At 74.6% G+C, this 20,233-nt stretch carries 22 protein-coding genes; 11 read left to right on the top strand and 11 right to left on the bottom strand.

The genetic code is table 11. The features are described from left to right. The first annotated feature begins 35 nt into the window (after positions 1–35). On the top strand, positions 36–212 hold the full coding sequence (locus QRT03_RS23190; protein ID WP_286055452.1) for a hypothetical protein: 177 nt from the start codon (positions 36–38) through the stop codon (positions 210–212). On the opposite strand, the gene QRT03_RS23195 is transcribed toward QRT03_RS23190, so the two are convergent. Then, the gene (locus QRT03_RS23195) at positions 198–1,244 is read right to left on the bottom strand and encodes an AbrB family transcriptional regulator (protein ID WP_286055454.1); all 1,047 of its coding nucleotides are present in this window, start codon (positions 1,242–1,244) and stop codon (positions 198–200) included. The two genes, QRT03_RS23190 and QRT03_RS23195, sit on opposite strands and share 15 nt — an antisense overlap. A gap of 107 nt (positions 1,245–1,351) precedes the next feature. Between QRT03_RS23195 and QRT03_RS23200 the strand changes: the two genes are divergently transcribed. Genes QRT03_RS23200 through QRT03_RS23210 form a run of 3 tightly spaced genes read left to right on the top strand, consistent with a single transcriptional unit; the run spans position 1,352 to position 2,912 of the window. Further along, a complete protein-coding gene (locus QRT03_RS23200) occupies positions 1,352–1,588 on the top strand; it encodes a ribbon-helix-helix protein, CopG family (protein ID WP_286055455.1) in 237 nt (78 codons plus the stop codon). Continuing rightward, the gene (locus QRT03_RS23205; RefSeq protein ID WP_286055456.1) at positions 1,585–2,016 is read left to right on the top strand and encodes a type II toxin-antitoxin system VapC family toxin; all 432 of its coding nucleotides are present in this window, start codon (positions 1,585–1,587) and stop codon (positions 2,014–2,016) included. The genes QRT03_RS23200 and QRT03_RS23205 overlap by 4 nt, the downstream gene beginning before the upstream one ends. Positions 2,017–2,066: 50 nt before the next feature. Next, positions 2,067–2,912 carry a serine hydrolase gene (locus tag QRT03_RS23210; RefSeq protein WP_286055457.1) on the top strand — a complete coding sequence of 282 codons (846 nt, stop codon included), beginning with the start codon at positions 2,067–2,069 and terminating at the stop codon, positions 2,910–2,912. Here the strand turns inward: QRT03_RS23210 and QRT03_RS23215 are convergent. After that, a complete protein-coding gene (locus QRT03_RS23215) occupies positions 2,909–3,223 on the bottom strand; it encodes a hypothetical protein (protein ID WP_286055458.1) in 315 nt (104 codons plus the stop codon). The genes QRT03_RS23210 and QRT03_RS23215 overlap by 4 nt on opposite strands. Before the next feature lie 321 nt (positions 3,224–3,544). Here QRT03_RS23215 and QRT03_RS23220 point away from each other — a divergent pair, with 321 nt between their 5' ends. The 5 genes from QRT03_RS23220 to QRT03_RS23240 all read left to right on the top strand — a co-directional run bounded on the left by QRT03_RS23220 (position 3,545) and on the right by QRT03_RS23240 (position 7,237). Next, positions 3,545–3,772 carry a TFIIB-type zinc finger domain-containing protein gene (locus tag QRT03_RS23220; RefSeq protein ID WP_286055459.1) on the top strand — a complete coding sequence of 76 codons (228 nt, stop codon included), beginning with the start codon at positions 3,545–3,547 and terminating at the stop codon, positions 3,770–3,772. A gap of 40 nt (positions 3,773–3,812) precedes the next feature. Further along, entirely contained in the window at positions 3,813–4,019 is a 207-nt protein-coding gene (locus tag QRT03_RS23225; protein ID WP_286055460.1) for a ribbon-helix-helix protein, CopG family, read from the top strand. Further along, a complete protein-coding gene (locus QRT03_RS23230) occupies positions 4,016–4,411 on the top strand; it encodes a type II toxin-antitoxin system death-on-curing family toxin (protein ID WP_286055461.1) in 396 nt (131 codons plus the stop codon). Before QRT03_RS23225 ends, QRT03_RS23230 begins: the two co-directional genes overlap by 4 nt. A 138-nt stretch (positions 4,412–4,549) precedes the next feature. Next, a complete protein-coding gene (locus tag QRT03_RS23235; protein WP_286055462.1) occupies positions 4,550–4,804 on the top strand; it encodes a hypothetical protein in 255 nt (84 codons plus the stop codon). Between the two features lie 219 nt (positions 4,805–5,023). After that, positions 5,024–7,237: a serine/threonine-protein kinase gene (locus QRT03_RS23240; RefSeq protein ID WP_286055463.1), complete on the top strand. Its 2,214-nt coding sequence runs from the start codon at positions 5,024–5,026 to the stop codon at positions 7,235–7,237. Here QRT03_RS23240 and QRT03_RS23245 read toward each other — a convergent pair. From QRT03_RS23245 to QRT03_RS23270, 6 genes are all read right to left on the bottom strand, one after another. Further along, complete coding sequence (locus tag QRT03_RS23245; protein ID WP_286055464.1) at positions 7,207–9,324, bottom strand: nSTAND1 domain-containing NTPase; 2,118 nt, start codon at positions 9,322–9,324, stop codon at positions 7,207–7,209. The genes QRT03_RS23240 and QRT03_RS23245 overlap by 31 nt on opposite strands. A gap of 8 nt (positions 9,325–9,332) precedes the next feature. Next, positions 9,333–10,001, bottom strand: coding sequence for an RNA polymerase sigma factor (locus QRT03_RS23250; RefSeq protein WP_286055465.1), 669 nt, complete (start codon positions 9,999–10,001; stop codon positions 9,333–9,335). Between the two features lie 109 nt (positions 10,002–10,110). Continuing rightward, positions 10,111–10,659 carry a hypothetical protein gene (locus tag QRT03_RS23255; RefSeq protein ID WP_286055466.1) on the bottom strand — a complete coding sequence of 183 codons (549 nt, stop codon included), beginning with the start codon at positions 10,657–10,659 and terminating at the stop codon, positions 10,111–10,113. 77 nt (positions 10,660–10,736) lie between these two features. After that, complete coding sequence (locus tag QRT03_RS23260) at positions 10,737–11,393, bottom strand: RNA polymerase sigma factor (RefSeq protein ID WP_286055467.1); 657 nt, start codon at positions 11,391–11,393, stop codon at positions 10,737–10,739. 12 nt (positions 11,394–11,405) lie between these two features. Further along, on the bottom strand, positions 11,406–11,789 hold the full coding sequence (locus QRT03_RS23265) for a hypothetical protein (protein ID WP_286055468.1): 384 nt from the start codon (positions 11,787–11,789) through the stop codon (positions 11,406–11,408). Further along, on the bottom strand, positions 11,786–13,273 hold the full coding sequence (locus QRT03_RS23270; protein ID WP_286055469.1) for a radical SAM protein: 1,488 nt from the start codon (positions 13,271–13,273) through the stop codon (positions 11,786–11,788). The genes QRT03_RS23265 and QRT03_RS23270 overlap by 4 nt, the downstream gene beginning before the upstream one ends. Positions 13,274–13,428: 155 nt before the next feature. Here QRT03_RS23270 and QRT03_RS23275 point away from each other — a divergent pair, with 155 nt between their 5' ends. Together QRT03_RS23275 and QRT03_RS23280 are read left to right on the top strand one after the other, a co-directional pair. After that, positions 13,429–13,668 carry a hypothetical protein gene (locus QRT03_RS23275; protein ID WP_286055470.1) on the top strand — a complete coding sequence of 80 codons (240 nt, stop codon included), beginning with the start codon at positions 13,429–13,431 and terminating at the stop codon, positions 13,666–13,668. A 44-nt stretch (positions 13,669–13,712) separates the two neighbouring features. Next, a complete protein-coding gene (locus QRT03_RS23280) occupies positions 13,713–17,909 on the top strand; it encodes a S1 family peptidase (RefSeq protein WP_286055471.1) in 4,197 nt (1,398 codons plus the stop codon). A gap of 7 nt (positions 17,910–17,916) precedes the next feature. Here QRT03_RS23280 and QRT03_RS23285 read toward each other — a convergent pair whose 3' ends face one another. From QRT03_RS23285 to QRT03_RS23295, 3 genes are read right to left on the bottom strand one after another with little or no spacing between them, the layout of a single operon-like run. Then, a complete protein-coding gene (locus QRT03_RS23285) occupies positions 17,917–19,383 on the bottom strand; it encodes a hypothetical protein (RefSeq protein WP_286055472.1) in 1,467 nt (488 codons plus the stop codon). Next, positions 19,383–19,562 carry a hypothetical protein gene (locus tag QRT03_RS23290; RefSeq protein WP_286055473.1) on the bottom strand — a complete coding sequence of 60 codons (180 nt, stop codon included), beginning with the start codon at positions 19,560–19,562 and terminating at the stop codon, positions 19,383–19,385. Before QRT03_RS23290 ends, QRT03_RS23285 begins: the two co-directional genes overlap by 1 nt. After that, complete coding sequence (locus QRT03_RS23295) at positions 19,559–20,161, bottom strand: RNA polymerase sigma factor (RefSeq protein ID WP_286055475.1); 603 nt, start codon at positions 20,159–20,161, stop codon at positions 19,559–19,561. Before QRT03_RS23295 ends, QRT03_RS23290 begins: the two co-directional genes overlap by 4 nt. Positions 20,162–20,233 lie beyond the last annotated feature (72 nt).

Genomic DNA, 20,233 nt, shown 5'->3' on the forward strand with positions numbered 1-20,233 from the left:
GGGCGCTTCACCGCCGAGCACCTACGCTGGACATCATGACGGCGTTCGGCGGCGTGTTCCGGTCCCCGAAGCTCGAGGGCGTCGAGGAGGGCGAGGACAGCGGCCAGCGGGCGCAGATCGTCGGGCTCGACCTGGAGAGCGGGGTCGTGCGGTTGCGTGCGGCCCAGCCGGCCGCAGCGCAGGACGACGACGAGCCGTCAGCGAGCGACTGACCGCGGCCCCGCCAGGCGAGCCAACGCCGGCGCGACCAGCAGCATCAGGATCACCCGCACGACCTGCACCGCCACGACGAACGTGACGTCCCCGCCCGACGAGATCGCGGTGGCGAGCACGGCGTAGATGCCGCCGGGGTTCGTGGCGAGGTAACCCTCGAGCGGGGTGACGCCGGTGATCGCGGAGAGCAGCAGGCCCAGGGCCGCGCAGGCCGCCATGATCAGCACGATGAGCGCCGTCGCGAGCGGCAGGACCCGCAGCACCGTCCGCACCGCCTCGCGGGTGAACCGCACGCCGGCCTGCCAACCGATCACGGCGTAGGCGAGGTCGACGAGCAGGTCGGGCACCGAGCCGCCGAACGTCAGGCCGCTGACCGACAGCACGATCGCGACGATCATCGGGCCGAGCAGTGCACCGGCCGGGATTCGGAGCTTCTCCGCCGGCCACGCGGCCAGCGAGCACACCGCCACCAGAGCGAGCCCCACGTACCAGGGCGCGGACCCCTCGACCGACCCGCTCGACCCCACGTGCGCCGCCCCGAACACCGCCGCCGCGACGATCGGCATGGTCGCCGTGACCAGCCCGACCCGCAGGTACTGGATCACCGACACGACCCGCTCGTCGCCGCCGAGGTCACGGGCGATCGCGGTCAGCCCGGACGCACCGCCGGCGGTCAACGCGAGCATCCCGGTCAGCGGCGACACCCCGCGCTGCACGCCCAGCAGCAGACCCGCGCCCATGCTCGCGGCGAGCGTTCCCACGCTGACGAGCAGCACCGGGAGCCACTGCGACGCGACCGCGGCCAGCGTGTCGGGCCGGGCGAGCAGGCCGATCACGACGCCGATCACGGCCTGCGCGCCGCCGACGGCGGGCTTCGAGACGGTCGTCGGGCCGAGGCCGAGCAGCGCCAGCACCGTCGCGACCCCGAGCCCGGCGAACAGTGCCGCCGAGGGCACGTCGACCTGCTGCAGGGCCAGCGTGACGAGGAGCGTCAGGACCGCCAGGAGCCCCCACCGCATCCACGCCGTCATCACCGTCGAGGATCGACCTCCGGGCGCTTCAGCGTCGAGCAGTTGTGGTGCGCGGGACTTCTCGGAACGCGCCTGCATCGTGATGCGGTGTCCGTATGCTGTGATGCATGCGGACGACGATCACGATCGACGACGGACTGCTCGACCAGGTCCGGCGGCGTGCCGCCGAGCTCGGGCAGACCGTGAGCCAGGTGATCGAGGACGGTGTCCGTACAGCGTTGCTCCGGCGCGAGGAGCAGGCCGAGCAGCCGTTCCGCGTCACGCCGTTCCGCGGTGGACGTCCTCGTACCGCAATCGATCTCGACGACAACACGGCGCTGCTCGAGCACATGGAGCACGAGTGATCGCCTGCGACGTCAACGTCCTCGTCCATGCGTTCAACGCGGACGACCCCCACCACGAGCCGTACCGGGAGTGGCTGGAGGGCGCAGCGTCGGGTCCGGAACCCCTCGGTCTCCCCTCCGCGGTCGCGAGTGGGTTCGTCCGGGTCGTCACACATCCCAAGGTGCTGGCGGAGCCACTCGACGTCGCACGAGCGCTCGACCTGGTCGGGATGCTCCGCTCCGCGCCGTCCGTGGTCACGCTCGACCCCGGGCCGCGGCACTGGTCGCTCTTCGACGACCTGTGTCGCAGGACGGGAGCCCGGGGCAACGCAGTCCCGGACGCCTTTCTCGCTGCTCTGGCGATCGAGCACGGCTGTGTCTGGGTGACCGCGGACCGGGGGTTCGCGCGGTATCCAGGGTTGCGTCTGCGGCATCCGCTCGACTCCTGAGCGGTCGCCGTGCCTCACCCTGAGCACACCGCGGCCGGGGACCCAGGTGGGTGAGTCGTTCCTGGCGTGCCGCCGGACTGTGCGTCCTCGCGGCCGTCGTCGTCAGCTGCGCGCCGGCCCCTGCCCCCGTCGCTGCTCCTCCACCCGTGACGACGGCGGCGTCCGCTCCCGTCGAGCCCTCCCGCGCGCAGGAGGCCGTCGACGCCGCGGACGCCAGCGTGACCCGGGCCGGGGCGACCGTCGGGATCGCCGTCCTCGACCGCACCACCGGCTCGCTCGCCGTGAACGACGCCGGGTCGGAGCCATTCAACTCGGCGTCGCTGTCGAAGGTGCTGACGGTGCTCGACGCGCTCCGCGGCGGTCAGGTCACCGACGCCGACCGGGAGCTGATCCGCGCCGCCCTCGGGCCGAGCGACGACGACGCGATGAACACCCTGTGGTCGCGCTTCGGCGGGCAGGCCGGGATCACGCGGGTGAGCGAGGCGCTCGGGCTGCAGGACACGACGGCCCCCGACGACCCGTCCCAGTGGGGCGAGGTCCAGCTCTCGCCGCGGGACATGACCAGTGTGTTCCGCTACGTCGTCGAGGGCCTCGCGCCGGTCGACCGGGACCTCGTCCTGGACGCACTGGGCGCGGCGCCCGCGCAGGCAGCCGACGGTTTCGACCAGGCCTTCGGGCTGCTCGACCCGTCCCGACGAGGTCCGGCGGACGCCAAGCAGGGCTGGCTCTGCTGCCTGGACGAGGCCGTGGACCTCCACAGCGCCGGCCTGCTCGCGCCGGCCGACCGCTACGTCGTCGCGATCCTCTCCCGGCAGCCCTACGGCTACCCGGCCGCGCGCCAGGTCCTCGACGACGCGGCCGCGGCGATCCGCGACGTGGTGGGCGACCGGGGCTAGTCGTCGTCCTCGTCCGACGAGGTCGTCGTCGTGGTGGGCTTCTTCGTGGTGGTCGTGGGCTTGGTGCTCGTCCGCGGTGCTGCGCTCTTCCTGACGGCGGGTGCGGACGTCGTCGTGGTCGGGCTCGGTGCGGCCGGCGCGTCGAGCAGCCGGACCGGACCCGCCGTCGTGACGGGCTCCTGACCGGCGGGTGACGCGGTCAGGGCCGACCCGCCGACCATCAGGGCGACCGCGGCGAGCGCGGTGCCGACGGCGGTGAGGACGGTGGTGCGGAGCTGCCGTCGTGATGTCGGTGCACTGTGTGCCGGCATTGCGGTGCCTCCCGGGGAGCGTCGGCCGTCATCGGCCGTCGTCAACTCCGAACGAGCGCCGGAAGATCCGGGGACCGCCGAACACCCGGAATGCCCGGATCGGGTCGGAGTTCTGACCGAGAACGGTGCGGGAAATCCGCTTCCGCCGGAATCGGTTCTCGCGCACCTTCCGGCCCAGCCGTTGCACTCTTCGTGCACACCCACGCCACGAACGTGTCGTCGCGGCCGCCGTCGGAGCATGCTCGGGGGATGACCGCCCCTCGTCCCCGTGTCCGCAGTGCGACCACGCGCTCGTCGCTCGGTTCGAGCACGACCGCGCGCGTGAAGAGTGCGGCGAAGGTCGTCTCGCACCTCGTGACCGACCTGCCCCACCTCCGGACCGGGAGCTCGTCGTCCTCGATGGCCAAGGCGCTCCGGTCGAGCGGGGCGTGGCCGGTCCCGCGGGCGAAGGCTCGCGACGTGGTGCCGTGCCCGCGCTGCAGCGCCGCGTCGCCCCGTCTCGACGACGGGACCTTCCGTTGTGCGCACGGGCACGTCTTCCGCCGCTGACCGCAACCCGACAGATACCGAAATCGGTATCGTTGGTGGCATGGCCATGACGCTGCGGCTGACCGACGAGGAGTCCGAGGCCCTGCGGCGTCGGGCCGACGCGGAGGGCCGCTCGATGCAGGAGGTCGCCCGTGCGGCGGTGCGGGAGTACGTGGAGACCCGCGAGCACGAGGACGACGTGGACCGCGCTGCGGCCTGGGTGACGACGAACTTCCGCGAGGCGCTGGACCGGCTGGGTCGGGCGTGATCCGCTACCTCACCCTGGACGACCTCCTGCGATTCATGGAGTCCGCCCTCGGCGAGGAGCCTCAGGTTCGCGACTTCGGTCTGCTCGAGGCCGCGCTCGCTCGGCCGGCGGCCACGGTCTTCGGACGGGACGCGTACCCGACGCTCCCGCTCAAAGCCGCCGCGCTGCTGCACAGCCTCTGCCGGAATCATGCTCTGATCGACGGCAACAAGCGGTTGGCCTGGGCAGCGACGGCTGTCTTCCTCGTGATCAACGGCTGCCGCCCCCGAGTGGACCAGGATGCAGTGTTCGATCTCGTGGTGGCGGTCGCGAGCGGCGAGCTCGACGAGATCGGAGCCATTGCGGACCGGCTGGACGCTCTGCTCGATCCGTCCCCGGGAGCCGGTCCCTGACGGATCGCGAGTTCTCGCGAGCCCGCTTCTCCCGTTCCGTCGTTCCACCGGCACGTGGTGCCCCCAACCTTTTCCTCCCGGACGCGGTCCACCTCTGCGACTGGCGGCTCCGGGCCGCTCGAGGACAGGGGAGTGACCATGGACGCGACGGTTCCGGGAGCGGCTCAGCACGACGGCCCCGCCCCCTACGAGCAGACCGCGGCGGAGCGGGGGTCGCTGGCGCGGCGCCGGCTCGTGGTCGGCGCGATCTGGTTGATCCTCGGGGTCCTCGTCACCGTGATCACGTACGCGAACGCGGCCGGTGGAGGCATCTACGTCGTGGCCTGGGGTCCGATGATCTTCGGTGTCTTCCGGATCGTCCAGGGGCTGTGGACGGCCACACAGACGAGCTGACGAACACAGAAAACGACATTCGGCCCACGTGGTGCGCGGCTACTCAGCGGATCTATCCCTCACCCGATCGAGCTGGTATGACTCGCGCAGTGGATCTGCTGCCGCGGTCGTCCGCATGTGCAGATCACGAGTGCGTGCCGCCGCGGGGGTGACGGGCGTGGTGGGAGTCGGCGGCAACGCGGCGTCCGGTCGGACGCACGCCCGGGGGAAGTGGTGACCATGGTCGGCGGGGAAGAGTTCGGCCCGTACCGCCTGCAGCGGCTGCTGGGGCGGGGCGGCATGGGTGAGGTCTTCGCGGCCTACGACGTCGGGCAGGACCGGGAGGTCGCGGTCAAGCGCCTCCTGGCGCACATGGCCGACGACCCGGACTTCCAGAAGCGGTTCAAGCGGGAGTCACGGGCGGCCGCGCGGCTGCGCAACCCGCACGTCGTCCCGATCCACACCTACGGCGAGATCGACGGCCGGCTCTTCCTGGACATGCGCCTGGTCAACGGCTGCGACCTGGAGCGTCTCCTCGTCGAGGAGGGCCGGCTGCGCGCGTCCCGCGCGGTCGCGATCGTCAGCCAGGTCGCGAGCGCCCTCGACGCGGCGCACCGCGACGGTCTGGTGCACCGCGACGTGAAGCCGTCCAACATCCTGCTCGACCGCGACTTCAGCGACGAGGACTTCGTCTACCTCGCGGACTTCGGGATCACCCGGGCGTCGTCCGGGTCGTCCGCGGCGCTGACCGCCAGCCACGTCGTCGTCGGCAGCCTGCAGTACATGGCGCCCGAGCAGTTCGACGGCGTCGCGGGTCCCGAGGCCGACATCTACTCACTGGGCTGTGTGTTCTACCAGTGTCTGACGGGGGCGCTGCCGTTCGAGGTCGACGGCTTCCCGTCGTTGATGAAGGCGCACACCGAAGCCGCACCGCCGGTGCCGTCCCTGCGCTGCCGCGAGGTCCCGAGCGGGTTCGACGACGTCATCGCGCGCGCCATGGCCAAGGACCCGGCGGACCGGTACACCTCGGCCGCCGAGTTCGCCAAGGACGCGCGCGTCGTCCTCGACCGCAGCAGCGCCGGACACTCGGCACGCGACGGCGCCGCAGTGCCTCCGGCGTCGACCCGGATCCTGACCGACCCGCCCACCCCGGTGTCCGACGCCGAGGCCGGGGACCCGGCATCGGCCGCGACCGTGGTCACGGACCGGCGCCCACCCACCGACGACGCGGACCGGACCGCCGTCGTCGCGACCCCGTCGGGCCCCACCGGCCCGGGCGGCCCCGGCGGTCCCGGCGGTGGAAGGAACCAGGGAAAATCCCGCCGCGGCATGGTGGCGGCCCTGGCCGTCGTCCTCGTCGCGGCGGTCGTCGCGGCACTCGTCGTGATCGTGGGGAACTCCGACACCGACACCGACACCGCGGCCGCGTCGTCCGAGGCGACCGCCACCGGCGCTCCCCGGCCACCCGCCGAGGAGGAGAAGCCGATCGCGGTCAGCCGTCCCGACGCGAGCCTCGTCGGGACCTTCCCGACCAACGGCGAGCCCGAGACCGTCGCGGTGTCCCCGGACGGGAAGTCGGCCTACCTGACGATCACCGGCGACCGTCCCGCCCTCGAGGTGCTCGACATCGCCAGCGGGCAGGTGCTCCAGGACGTGCCCGTGCCCGGCCCGCCGTACTTCGTCGGCGTCTCGCCCAGCGGCGAGCACGCCTACGTCACCTACTACGACAAGACCCAGCAGCAGCTGGTCATCGGCACCATGGACACGCGGCTCAACGAGTTCGACGGGGCCATCCCGACCGGGCAGCGCGCCGACCAGGGCTCCGCGCTGACCTGGCTGTTCGGGTTCGCGATCGCGCCGAAGGAACCGCACCTGCTCTACGTCCCGAACATGAACGCCTCGACGGTGTCCGTGCTCGACCCCGAGAGCCGGGCGCCGGTCGCCGAGATCCCGACCCCGGCCAGCCCGCACTGGGTCGCGCTCACCCCCGACGGCCGCTACGGCTACGTGACCAACCACGTCCCCGGGCAGATCACGATCATCGACACCACGACGAACGCCGTGGTCGGCTCGGTGCCGATCGGGCCCGGGGTCGCCCCGCACTCGATCGCTGTCTCGCCGGACGGGAAGCTGGTCGAGGAGGTCAACTACGACGGCGACTCCGTGACCTTCATCGACGCCGCGTCGAACACGGTCATCGGCACGACGCCGCTGCCCGAGGGGCCGCAGAGCATCGCCTTCGCACCCGACGGAGCGCACAGCTACGTCGTCAACGAGGACGGCAAGTCGATGAGCATCATCGACAACCGGACCCGTCAGGTCACGCAGAACGTGCCGGCCGGCGACGACGCGTCGATGGTGGCGCTGACCCCGGACGGGAGCCGGGCCGTCGTCGCGAACAAGGAGAGCAAGAACGTCATGATCTACGACGTCGGGACGCTGCCGCCCCACTGAGCCGTCCCGACGACGGTGGGCGCCACCGCTCGGCACCACGCGGACACCGGGGTGCCGAGCGTCGACGCGAGCACGATCCCGAGGAGGACCCCGAGGACGACCACGGCGACCAGCGTCGCGCGCTGCAGCCGCCGTTCGAGACGGCGGCGCCGCAGGCCGGCCCGGACGAAGTCGATCTCGGGGGCGCTCAGCTCGTCGGCCCGCTCGTCGAGCCACGACGCCGCGACCTCGAGGGGAACGCCCCGCAGCACCGTGTCGCGGTCGTGGCCCGGTTCCCAGCCCCTCACCGCGTGCCGCAGCTGCGCTCGCCAGCGCAGGAACTCGCCGTCGGACTCCAGCCAGCCGCGCAGACGCGGCCAGCGCTCGATCAGCGATTGGTGCGCGAGCTCGACCACGTCGCCGTGCGGGCCGGGCCCGATGACGACGAGCCGGGCGGCGGCCAGCGCCTCGGCCACGCGGCGCTGTCCGGCGTCGAGCGAGGTCAGGGGGACCGGGTGCCGGACGAATCCGGTGTCGTCGGGACGGGTCATCGCCAGCAGCAGCGTCCGGGCGCGCGCCCGTCGTCCGTCGCCGAGCTCGTCCCAGAGCCGCTCGGCGGCCGTCGCGAGGGCGCCCTGCACCGTGCCCACCCGGCGGTAGGCGTCCAGGGTGAGCCACCCGTCCTCCGCGGCGTCCCAGAGCTCGGCGAGCAGGACGGCCACCAGCGGGAGTCGCCCCGGCTCGTCGCCGGCGTCGTCGACGATGCGCGCCACCACCCTCGGCGCGAAGGAGGGGCCGGGCACCCGCGCGGCGGGTTCGGCCACGGCGGCCCGCAGCCGCTCGCGTCCCGGCGGCAGCACGCCGACGACCGCGCGGTGCAGCGTCGGAGCGCCGCGGCCGTCGAGCAGGTCGTCGATGGTCGCCCACCGGGCCGTCACCGCGACCCACACCCCGAGCGAGGCGAGCGTCGAGATCACGTCCACCGCCGTGCGCGCCGCCACGGGGGCGGAGGCCGCGAGGTCCTCGAACTGGTCGACGACGACCATCAGCCCCGCCCGCGCGACCGCGGCGGCGTCCGTCCCGCGCACCGCGCCCGGCCGCTCGTCGTCTCGGCCGATCGCGGTGACGTCATCCGGCCGCGCGGCGAGCAGGCGGGACCACGTGCGTGCGTCCCAGTCCTCCACGACCGGGCGCACCCCGCGGCGTGTGACCGCCGCCGGGTCCGGCGCGGTCGCCTCGACCAGGGCGGCGGCGAACGCCGCGACCACCTCGCCGCGCGTCGAGACGCCCGCCAGCCGGGTGGGCGCCGGTCGCCGTCCGCGAGCCCGGGCCTCGGGGACGATCCCCGCGGCGAGCAGCGACGACTTCCCGGTCCCGGAGCCGCCGGCCAGCACCACCAGCCCCTCCCGCTCGAGCACACCGGTCGCGTGCGCCAGCTCGGTCTCCCGACCGAAGAAGAGGTCGCGGTCCGACTCGCCGAAGGCGGCCAACCCGCGGTAGGGGTTGGCCAGCAGCTCGGGGACCTGCGACAGCACATGACCGATGGGAATCGCGTACGTCGACCGCTCGGTTCCGCCCGCTCGGTCGGCCGCGACGGCGAGGGCGATGACGCCACCGCCCTCGTCCCACACCGGGGTCCCGCTGAAGCCGGGGCCGACGTCGGCGGAGCCCACCAGCTGGATCCAGCCGGCGCCCTGACCGGAACGCAGCACCCCGCCGGACCAGACCCCGTCCTCCCGGCCGGGCGGGAAGCCGGCCACGCGGCACGACCGCCCCCAGAGGTCCGCAACGCGACGCATCGCCGGCACCGCGACGGGGACCGGGGCGGCGAGCCGCAGGATCGCGACGTCGCCGGACCCGTCGGCCGCCGGCGGCCACCACCGCCAGACGGTGGCGTCCCGCGCAGGTGCACCGGGGGCGAACGGCAGGTCCACCCGCAGCGCCGCGCCCGGCGCCAGCGACGGCACCTCGTCGTGGCCGAGGGCGTCCCCGACGACGTGCGCGCACGTCGCGACCAGATCCGGGGCCAGCAGGACCCCCGCCCCGGCGACGTGCCGACCACCTGCGCGGACGCGCACCACGGCGGCCGCGCCGTCGGCCTCGGTCATCGCGGCGGTCAGGCCGCCGTGCGGAGATCGCCGAGACCCGGGTCGGCACGCAACCGCCGCAGCGCGACGAACCGGTAGTTCTTGGCGGTCCCGAGGGAGATGCCGAGCTCGACGGCGGCGTCCTTGATGGTCATCTGCCGGATGTCCACCAGCTCGACGAGATCGCGCTCCCGCGGCGACAGCGTCGCGAGCGCGCGGGCGAGCACGAGGTGGAACACCACCGGGTCCTCGACGGCGGCCGTGTCGTCGGGCACCTGCGCCGCCGCGTCCTCGTCCTGCTCGCGGCGGCTGCGCTCCCGCCCGGCGCGCGTCCCCTGCGTCACGGCCTCGTTGCGGATCGCCTGGTAGAAGAACGGGGCCTCCTTGTCCGGCTCCCGCATCACCGGCGGCTTCTGGCAGATCTTGCGCATGACCTCCTGGAGGAGATCGTCCGCGAGGTCGGCGTCCGTGCCGAGCGTGCGGCGCGCGAACGCCAGCAACTTCGGCCGCTCCTGCTCGTAGAACGCGATCAGCCGGTCCAGGCGGCCCCGCGCGTCCGTCGCCGAGATGCGCTGCAGGCCGCCCCGGGCCTCCCGGTCGCTCGCCAGGCCCTCGACCGGAGGCATCCACCCCGGGTCGAACCGCCGGAGCAGGTCACCGAGCCATCCCTCGACCCCGTCCGCGTCCGCGACCACCACGACGACCCCCAGCCTGCGACGACGCCGGGGATTCTCACCCGGCGGGCCCCCGGGGCGACAGGGGATCTCCGCAGCCGGTCCGGATCGTCCCGGGGTGCCCGGAACCCGCTCAGCGCACCGTCGCGCCGTGCGTGCGCGCGCCGGCGATGACCCCGTCCATGAACGGGTCCCGGCCGCCCACCGTGCGCAGCGGCAGGACGACGGGACGGGCGCCGCGGACCCCGACCCGGTAGGCGAGCACCGCGGCCCCCGCCCGCCCCTTCACCGCACGGAGCTCCTCCACGTCGGCCCACCGCACCGTGCGGACCGAGCCGCGCCGGGCGACGACCAGGCCCCCGTCGCAGCGGTAGTGGGTGCGCGCGCCCATCACGAGCGCGCGGATCGCGATGACGAGCCCGATCACGGCGACCGCGCCGCTGGGGACGAACACGTGCGGGGCGCCCGAGCCCCCGGACGCGGTCTGCGTGGCGTTGAAGCCCGAGACGAGCAGCGAGACGACCACGCCGACGGTGCACAGGGCCAGCCCACCCAGGGCGGTCGCCGTCGCCGACCGCTCGGCGCGGACCTCCCGCGCGACGCCGAGCCCGGCCGCCTCCGCCGCCCGGCGCACCGCCTCCGGCACCCACACCCCGCCCTGCTCCCGCATCTGCACGTTCATGTCCGCTCCCTCGTCGTCCGGGCGTCCACCGCGCCCTCCCATCCCTGGAGACCACGGCGGGCGCCGGAAGGTTGGGGTCAGGCCACGTCGCGCAGTTCGGCCAGCGCCGGGTCGTCCCGCAGCCGGCGCAGCGCGACGAAGCGATGCTTCTTCGCCGTGCCGACGGCGATGTCGAGCTCCGCGGCCGCCTGCGCCACGGTCAGGCCCCGGATGTCGACCAGTTCGACCAGGGCCCGCTGTCGAGGCGCGAGAGCCGCCAGGGCCCGCGCGACGACGAGGTGGAACAGCACCGGGTCCTCGAAGGGCGCGGTGGCGTCGGTGACGCCGGCCACGGCGTCGGGATCGTCGACCCGGCGTGCGCGGTCGCGTCCGGCCCGTCCACCGATGGTGGACGCCTCGTTGCGGACCGCCTGGAGGAGGTAGGCGAGTTCCCGGCCGGGTTCCTGCACGGTCGGCGGCTTCTGGCAGACCTTCCGCATGACCTCCTGCAGGAGGTCCTCGGCGGCTCCGTCGTCGCGCCCGAGCAGTGACCGGGCGAAGCGCAGGAGCCCGGCCCGCTCCGTGCGGTAGACGCCGATCATGGTGGCCAGCCGCTCGTCGGCGCCCGTACAGATACGCACCAGCCCGGAGCGGGTGCTCCGGTCCACGGCGAGCCCGCCCTCGTCGGGCAGCCAGCGCACGTCGAAGCGGCGCAGGAGGGCCGTGAGCCGGTCGTCCGGCGGGATCGTCGTCATCTCGTCGTCTCCTCAGCCCGGCACGCAGTTGCAGGTGCAGACGTAGCCCTTGGGGATCTTCGTCGGCAGACACGGCTGGGTCAGGCGGTCACCGCCCACGTAGCCACCGCCGTACGAGCCACCCGCGGGCGGCGTCGTGGTGGTGGTCGTGGTGGTGGTGGTCGTGGTCGGCGGCGGGGTCGTGGTCGTCGTCGGCGGGGGCGTGGTGGTCGGCGGTACGTACCGGGTGGTCGGCGGGGGTGCCGACGTCGGTCCGCAGGCCGTGAGCGCGGCCAGCGCGCCGGCCACGCCGAGTCCGGCGGCGAGCACGGGCCGGTGACGACGGCGGGGCGCGGGCAGCTCGACCGGGACGATCACCACCGGCGTCTCGGGCGTCTCGGGGTCGGGCATCGTCATGACGTCTCCTCGGTCGGGTCGGTGCCGTCGGGGCCCGCGTACCAGCGCAGGCCGCCGGCCTCGCCGATCGCGCGCACGAGCTGGTCCGCGGTGAGCGCGCGGGTGATGTGGCAGCGCTGCGAGCCGCGGAACGACTGCCCGGGGTGCTCGGAGCGCGCCTTGTGCAGGCAGTCCCCGGCGCAGCTCCACTTCGCGAAGCAGCCGGAGCAGAAGTCGTGGTGGCCGGTGGCGTGGGCCCGCAGGGAGTCGCGACGGGTCGTGTCGACGAGGTAGCCGTCGCCGTCGGGATCGCTGCGGCCGTACACGAACCCGTCGGCCTGGGGCGAGGCGTCGGAGAAGACCTCGTAGCAGCCGGAGATCGCGCCGCCCGGTGTGACGGCGAAGGTGTCCCGGGTGACGCCGCAGAAGTGGTGGCTGACCAGCCCGAGCCGGGCGGCGGAGTAGAACAGCCCGACCCCGGCGTCGTCGGCCCGCAGCTGCGCCGTGCGGTAGGCGTCGACGAACTCCGTGGTCTCCGCCGACGTCGCGTCGGCCCACCGCCCGAGCCGGTAGGCGGGCTCGACCTGGATCCGCCGCGGCCGGAAGCGCGTGGCCAGGAACTCCACGGAGTCCGCGAGCCGCGGGATCTGGTCCCGGGTCACGGTGACGCGCAGGTTGTAGCGGAACCCGGCCGCGTCGAAGCGCTCGAGCGTGCGCATCAGCGGCGCGGACGACCCGGCACCGCCGACCCGGGGGCGGTGCGCGTCCTGCACCTCGGGGAGCCCGTCGCACGAGATGCTGGCGGAGTCGACGTGGGCGGCCAGCCAATCGGCGCGGGCGGGCGGGAGGACGCCGTTCGTGGCCAGCGTGACGGTCGCGGCCAGGCCCGCGGCCGTCGCGCGGTCGCGGAGCCGCTCCACGGCCGCCGTCAGGACCTCCCAGTTCAGGGTGGGTTCTCCGCCGCCGTGCAGGGCGAGCGCGACCCGGTCCGCTCCCGTGGCCACGGCGTTGTCGACGACGGTGTCGACCGCCTGCCGTGCGACCGGCCACGGCATCCACTCCTGCACGGTGTCGCCGGCCGAGGCGTAGCAGTAGTCGCAGCGCAGGTTGCACGCCGTGGTGAGGAAGAGCGTGACCGCGGTGGGGACGGTCGGGCCGGTCAGGAGGTCGTCCGGTGGGGCCTCCGGTCCGCCGTCGACGAGGCCCATGGAGCGCAGGAACGCCAGGAGGTCCGGGTCGACCGGTGCCGCCGCGTCGTCGAGCCGGGCCAGCGCGTCGCGCCCCGCCGTCGTCGTCACGAACGCCGCGCGGCGCAACGGGGCGTAGACGACGTGGCGGTCGTCGCCGAGCGGCACGTCGAACACCTCGCTCGACCACCGGCCCCCCGGTGAGGCCAGCACGTCGTGCGGCCCGTCGACCGGACCCTCGTCGTGCGTCACCACCGTCAGCCCCAGCGGGCGGCCCCGCAGGCCCTCCCGCACCGGTTCCTCCACCACGGACCCCATGTGTCCTCCCTCGCCGTCGTGTCGGTCTCGTCCGGGGGACCACCGGGACCCCGCACAGGGTTGGGGCCGGTCGGCGAGGAATTTCCGCGGTCACCCCCAACCTTCGGCGGCGGTGTGCCGGTCCTCCCCGGCAGGGACGAGTGGCGGGAGACGTGGTGGGGACGACGGTCGAGGTCGGGATGAGTACGGGCGAGGTCGGCGAGCGGCTCGGCAGGCCGCCGCGGCGGGCGCTCGTGCGGTCCGTGGGCAGCGCGTCGGACCAGGAGCTGTGGATCTATCCCGACCGCGAGATCCTCTTCGACGGGGCCGGGCGCGCGTGCGAGATCCGCGTCCTCCGGCCGCCGACGCGATGGGTGATCGCGGACGGCACGGCGACCGCGTTCCCGGCGCGATGAGCACGAGATCCACGTCGTCACCCGGTCGTGTCAGACTCCGCGTCGTGGGGGAGGGGCGCCGGGGGACCGGCGAGGCACAGCGCGCCGTCGTGCGGTTCGGGCGGTCGGGCTACGCGGTCGGGGCCGGGATGCTGCTCGCGCCGGACATCGTCGCCACCTGCGCGCACGTCGTCGCGGAGGCGCTCGGGCACGACGACGTGCCCGACGGGATGCCCCCGGACAAAATGCGGATCGACCTGCCGTTCCTGCCCGGCCGACCGGAGCGGTGGGCCCAGGTGTGGCGGTGGGCGCCCCCGGACGAGGACGGCGGCGGCGACGTCGCGGTGCTGCGGCTCGACGAGCCGGTGCCGGCCGACCCACCCCCGTTACGGCGGGTCGCGGACCCTTTCGGCGACGCGTTCCAAATCGCCGGCTTCCCACCGGGCCGGGAGGAGGGCTCCTGGACGGCGGGGGAGTTCCGACGGGGTCAGGCCAGCGGGTGGCTGCAGCTGGTGGATCACGACGACGAGCCCGTCGGGCCGGGCTTCAGCGGCGCCCCGGTCTGGGACGTGGAGCACGAGGCCGTCGTCGCGATGGCCGTGGCGGCGGACCTGCCCGGGAGCGACGGCGGCGCCTACGCCCTCCCGATCGACCGGGTCCTGGCCCTCGCGCCCGACCTGCTCGTCAACCCGTACCGCGGGCTGGCCGCCCTGGGCGAGGACGACGCCGAGTTCTTCTTCGGCCGTGACGACGACGTGGCTCGTGCCGTCGGCGTGCTCGACGCCACCCGGCTGCTGATCCTCACCGGGGGCTCCGGGTCCGGGAAGTCGTCCCTGCTCGCGGCCGGCGTCATCCCCGCCCTCCGTCGGCAGGGCCGCACGATCGCGATCGCTCGGCTCGCAGGCGCGGACACCGCGGCGACCGTGGTCGAGGGCATCGCCGCGGGGCTCGGCGCCGTCGGGGCGGAGATGGCGACGACGTGGCGGGCCCGGTTGCGTGCCCTGCTGGAGGGGCGCGAGGTCGACGACCTGGCCCATCGGCGGCTCGTCGTCGTCATCGACCAGTTCGAGGACCTGCCGGTGCTGACGCCCGAGGCCGCCCGCGCGGCGCTGGACGTCGTGACCGCCCTGGCCCGCGCGGGCGTGGCGGTCGCCCTGACCGCGCGGTGGGCGACGTTCGATGCGCTGCGCACCGGGTCGACGGTCGCCGACCTGCAGCGCTCACTGGTCGCGATCACCCCGCTCGACCGGCCGGGTCTGCGGGCCGCGGTGGCGGAGCCCGCGGCCCGCGTGCCCGGGCCCTCGTTCGCGCCGGAGCTGGTCGAGCGGATCGTGGACGACGCCGGCGACGAGCCCGGCCGGCTGCCGCTGGTCGCCGCGACGCTCACCGCGCTGTGGGACGACGGTCGGCTGACCGTGGAGGCCTACGAGCGGGTCGGTCGCGTGGAGGGTGCACTGGTCACGGCCGCCGAGCAGGTGTGGGGCGCGCTGGGGACCGAGGAGCGGCACGAGGCGCGGGACGCGCTGACCGCGATGACCCTCCCTGTCGAGAACGGCTTCGTGCGGCACCCGTCCCTCCTGGCGTCCGCGTCGGACCGACGACGCCGGGTCGTGGAACGCCTCGCGGAGGCACGCCTCGTCGTGATCGGACCCGGACCGCGCGGCGAGGTCGCCGAGCTCGCCCACCAGGCGCTGCTCGAGCACTGGCCGCGTCTGCGGACGTGGGTCGAGGCCGACGCGGACTTCCTGCGGTGGCGGGCGCAGGTCGGTCCGGCCGCCGAGCGGTGGGCGGCCGATCACGAGCCCGGGGTCCTGTTGCGGGGCGCGGACCTGGAGACGGCACTGCGGTTCTCGTCCCGGGACGACCTCGCGCCACGGGAGCGGTCCCTGGTCGACGCCAGCCACGGTCGTCGGCGTCGTGACCGGCGGGTCCGGACGACGGCCGTCGCGGTCGTCGTCGTGCTCGCCCTGGTGGCGGGTGTCCTGTCGATCGTGCTGGGGCAGAGCAACGGGCGGCTGAGCCGGGCCCTCGCGGTCGCGAACGCGAGGACGCTCGCCCAGCTGTCCTCGAGTCGCCTGCCCACCGACGCCGGCGCAGCCACCCAGTTGGCCCTGGCGGCCTACGCCGCCGACCCGGACGGGGTGGAGGCGCGCGAGGCCGTCGGGCAGGCCTTCCTCGCGCGACGGTCCACGGTCGGCCGGTTCGACGTGCCGGACGCGACCGGCGCCCTCGGGGGACTGGAGATCGACCCGTCGTCGGGAGCGGCGTTGGTGGCGATGCCGAGTGCGGCGACCGTCGTCGACGGGCTCGGTGGGCCGCGCCCGGTCGTGACGCCCGTCCCCGAGGTCGACGGGCGGTTGCGCCCGCTCACGGTGGTGCCGGGCGGGCGCTTCGTGCTGCTCGCCGATCCCACCGGCCGCACGCTCGTGTGGGACCGCACCGACGCGGCGCCACCGCGGGAGCTGCCCCTGGCGCGTCGGGGCGTGCTGCCTACGGCCGACGGTGCGCACCTGCTCAGCACCGTCGCGGGAGGGACCGAGGTCCGCCTCGACGACCTGGTCACGGGCGCCTCGACGGCGGTGATGCAGCTCCCGGAGGCCGGGGACACGGTCTGGCCGACGGCCGATCCCACCCGTGTCCTGGTCCGCGTCCCCGATCCGCAGGTCGCGTTGGCGGACATCACCACCGCGCGGCCGATGGCCACCCTGACCCTCCGCGACGTCCGGACCGGCGCGGTGCTGGGGACGTTCTCGCCGAACACCGTGGTCGCCGGCAACGGGCGGTTCCTGGTGACCTGCGGCGACGAGCAGATCGGTCCCGGGACGAACGTGCTCACCGTTGCCGACGGCGCGACCGGCACCCCGACCCGACGGATTCCGACGTCCGGGACCGGCCCGAGCTGCCGTCCGGACAGCACCATGGTGACCTCCGACGGGGAGCACCTCGCCTGGTTGGAGAACGGGTCGAGCACGGACGCCACCGGGACCGACCGGGCCCAGCTCGTCGGCCTGGCCGACGGGGCACGGAGTTCGGTCTGGCTCCCGTCCGCGGCCGGCCTGGACGCCGACGACGTCCGGTCCGTCGAGCACACCACCGCGATCGGGACGCGGATCCGCCGGACGTCCCTGGTCGGGGTGCACGACGGTCGGGTCCTGCTGGCGGACGGGACCGGGATCGACCTGCTGGCCCCGTCGACCGTGCCCGCGTGGCGGGACTCCGGCGACACCTCCGCCCCGACGATCGCGTTCGGCGGCCCGGACGGCTCGTTCGTCGTGGTGATGCGGCGTTTCGAGAACCGGGCCCGGGTGGTCGATCGGGCGAGCGGGCGGGTGCTGGGGGAGCTGGACGAGGCCCGGATGGGGCTCGATCCGGGGGAGACCGTGACGAACCTCGGGAGCTTCACCGACCGCCGCACGATGTGGGTGACCACGCGGTCGCCCACCGGGCCGCGGGTCCGGGAGTTCGATCTGCCGACGATGACGCCGACGGGTCCCTACGAGCTCGGCCCGGCCGGCGCCACCGGTGCCGGCGCCGACACCGACACCGCGCGGGTGCAGCTCGTCCGGACGCCCGATCGGTTGGTCGTGCTCTCCCGCGGCGTGCTCTCGTGGTGGTCGACGGCCACCCACCGGCTGGTCGCCCCGCCGACGCCCGTGGCCACCGACCCGGACACGCTCTCCTACCTCGACGACCACGGCGGCTTCACGGCCGTCGACGATGCCGCGGACACGGTGGCGGTCCGGGATCCGGAGGGGCTGCGCGAGTGGCGGCTCGGCGACCCGCGCCCGGTCCCGGTCGACGTCGATCTCACCGACGCGGAGACCCCGTACCAGTTCGACCACGGTCACCTGCGCACGCTGGAGGTACCCGGCACGCTCGGCTCCCGCGACCCGACGGACGGCCACCCGGACGCCCCGCCGACGGCGATCCCGAGCACGGCCTCGTTCGTCGGGAACGACGTCGCGGGCGACATCGTCACCGCGGACGCCCCCGGCGGCAGCAACGCCGTCCTGCGGTTCTGGGACGGGGTGGACCTGCGTCCGCGCGGGGAACTGCGGGTCCCCGGCGACACGGGGAACCGGCTCGACGTGATCGACGGACGGTGGGAGATGGACACCGCGAACGACTTCGTGACGATCCCCGTGGACGCCGACGCGTGGCGGGCCGGGCTCTGCGCGGTGCAGGACCGGCCGTTCACCGACGCCGAGAGGGCCCTCCTGCCCGCGGGGGCCGACACCGCCGCCCCGTGCGGTGCCGGCTGAGTCCACCTCACTGCAGCAGCTTGACCAGGAGGAGCGCGATGATCGTGGCGACCACGACGCCGTAGAGGATCATCGGCGCCCAGTTCCCGGCCGTCACCGGTCCCATCGATGCCGGTCGACCCCGCACGGGCGGAGCGGCGGGGGGCGGCGGGGGAGCGGGGACCACCGGCGGCACCCGCGCCGGGCGTCGCGGAGGCGACGAGGAGACGGCTCGCGGGGCGCCGTTCATCCCGGCGATGGCGGCTGACACGGGTCCGTCGATGCGACCGTGGCTGCGTTCCAGCGCGGCTCGGAGGACCTCGGCCGCGCGACCCGTCGACGGGGTGCTCCAGGGGTGTCCGTCCGTGTGCCACGGCACGACGGTGACGCCGTACGTCCGTTCGAGAGCCTGCCGGGCCATCGTCGGGACGCCGGGCGAGGCCAGGAGCACCAGCGGGTAGGCCTTCTGCGCCCGCCAGCCGAACTCCGCCTCGACCAGCCGCCCCCACAGGCCCACGCAGCCCATCACCGACGCGCCGGAACCGCTGCCGTGGTACCGGCCGGCGTAGGCGATGTCGCGCGCCGCGTAGACCCCGCAGCTGCAGCTCGCGGCCGGCACGGAGTGGTAGCCCCCGACCGCGCACGCACCCACCATCGGTTGCAGCCCGGGCCAGGCGTCGGGGCAGGTGACCGAGGTGAGCCGGGTCCCGGCCAGCTGCCACGTGCGCCAGGCGACGACGAGCCCGGCCACGTCGGGGACGACCGCAGGGGCCGGGGCCTCGTGGGTCTCCGGCGAGCGGCGCTGCCCCGGGACGCGGGGTGCGCCCACCGCGGGGGAGCGACCGGCGCGCCAGGCCTCGGCCGCCGACCAGGCGGTGACCACCTCGGCGACGAGGTCCTCGACCAGCCGCCGCCGCGTCCCCCCGGCACCGCGCGCACCCAGCGAGGACTCGAGGCGGAGGCGCAGGGTCTGCCACACGACCCGGCGCAGCGGGTCGGCGAACATCGCGACGGTGTCGGCGGCCCCCGCGTAGACCGGCACGCCGTACGTGGACCCCAGGACCCGACGCTGGTCCGGCGTGACCCTGTCGTTGCCGATCAGCAGGACCGGGTAGGCCCGCTTCGCGCGCCCGCCCGGCCCGGCCGTCGATCGTCCGTCGAAGCCTCCCCAGAACGCGACACACCCGATGACGAGGGCCGTCCCCGGCCAGCGGACGGCCAGCCCGGGGAGGGCCGCCTCGTCACGCACCGGGAGACCGCACCCGCAGCCGGGCGCCGGGGCGACGTGGTTCCGGGTCGCGCACCGCGCGACCCGCGCCCGCCGCACCGGCCAGAACTCCGTCTCGCCGACCGAGACCAGGCGGTCGTCGCGCACCGTCCACACCTGCCACCCCAGCCGGAGCCCCGGGAGTTCCGCCGAGGCGTCCAGCGGCGAGGCGAGGGTGGCGTGGTGCTCGTCGCCGCCGAGCCCGTCGTCGCGTTCCAGGAGGGACATCAGATGGTCGCCTCCTCACGGATCGCCGGGACGGGCTCGCGGTCCCGGTGCTCCTGGAGCGTCCCGGTGGTGGCCGGCTCGGCGGGGACCGTCTCTGCCGGCACGATCCGGTGGCGACCCGGGATCGGTTCCTCCACCGGTTCGACGGTGACGGTCCGCAGGACCTGTCCGATGTTCATCGTGTCTCCTTCCTCGACCGACGCCCGGACGGCGTCGGACACTCGACGGATCGGGCCGTGTCGCGCAGACCGGCCACGACGGGGTCGTCGCGGAGCCGCCGGAGCCCCACGAACCTGTGCTTCTTCACGGACCCGACGGAGATGCCGAGCCGGGTGGCGGCGACGGCGACCGGCAGGTGGCCCAGGTCGACCAGGGCGATGACCTGGCGCTGCCGCGGGGAGAGGTCGGCCAGGGCGGGCCCGAGGACCAGCTCGGTGTCCACGGCGTCCTCGAACCCGGGATCCGGGCGGACCGCCGCCGCGACGACGTCGGGTCCGGTCGGCACCTCGCGGTTCCGCCCCAGTCTCGTGATCGCCCCGTGCCGGACGGCGACCCGGAGGTAGGCGTGCACGGCTCCGCGATCCCGGAGGCGTGGCGGGTGCCGGTGGAACCGGTGCACCACGTCCTGGAGCACGTCCTCGCTCTCGTCGGCCCTCGCGCCGAGCACGTGCCGGGCGTGCGCGACGAGCTGCCGGTGGTGCACGACGTAGCAGGTCAGCCACGGCGTGGGCCCATCGTCGTGGCACTCGGATGCCGGGTTCGACACGGAAGCGGACACAGCACTCCTCCTCACTCGGGCAGGATTCGGGCAGTACGCATCACCGACGGAGCTCGGGACGGCTCGGGTCGG

This window comes from Actinomycetospora termitidis, from assembly GCF_030286555.1.
Lineage (GTDB): Bacteria > Actinomycetota > Actinomycetes > Mycobacteriales > Pseudonocardiaceae > Actinomycetospora > Actinomycetospora termitidis.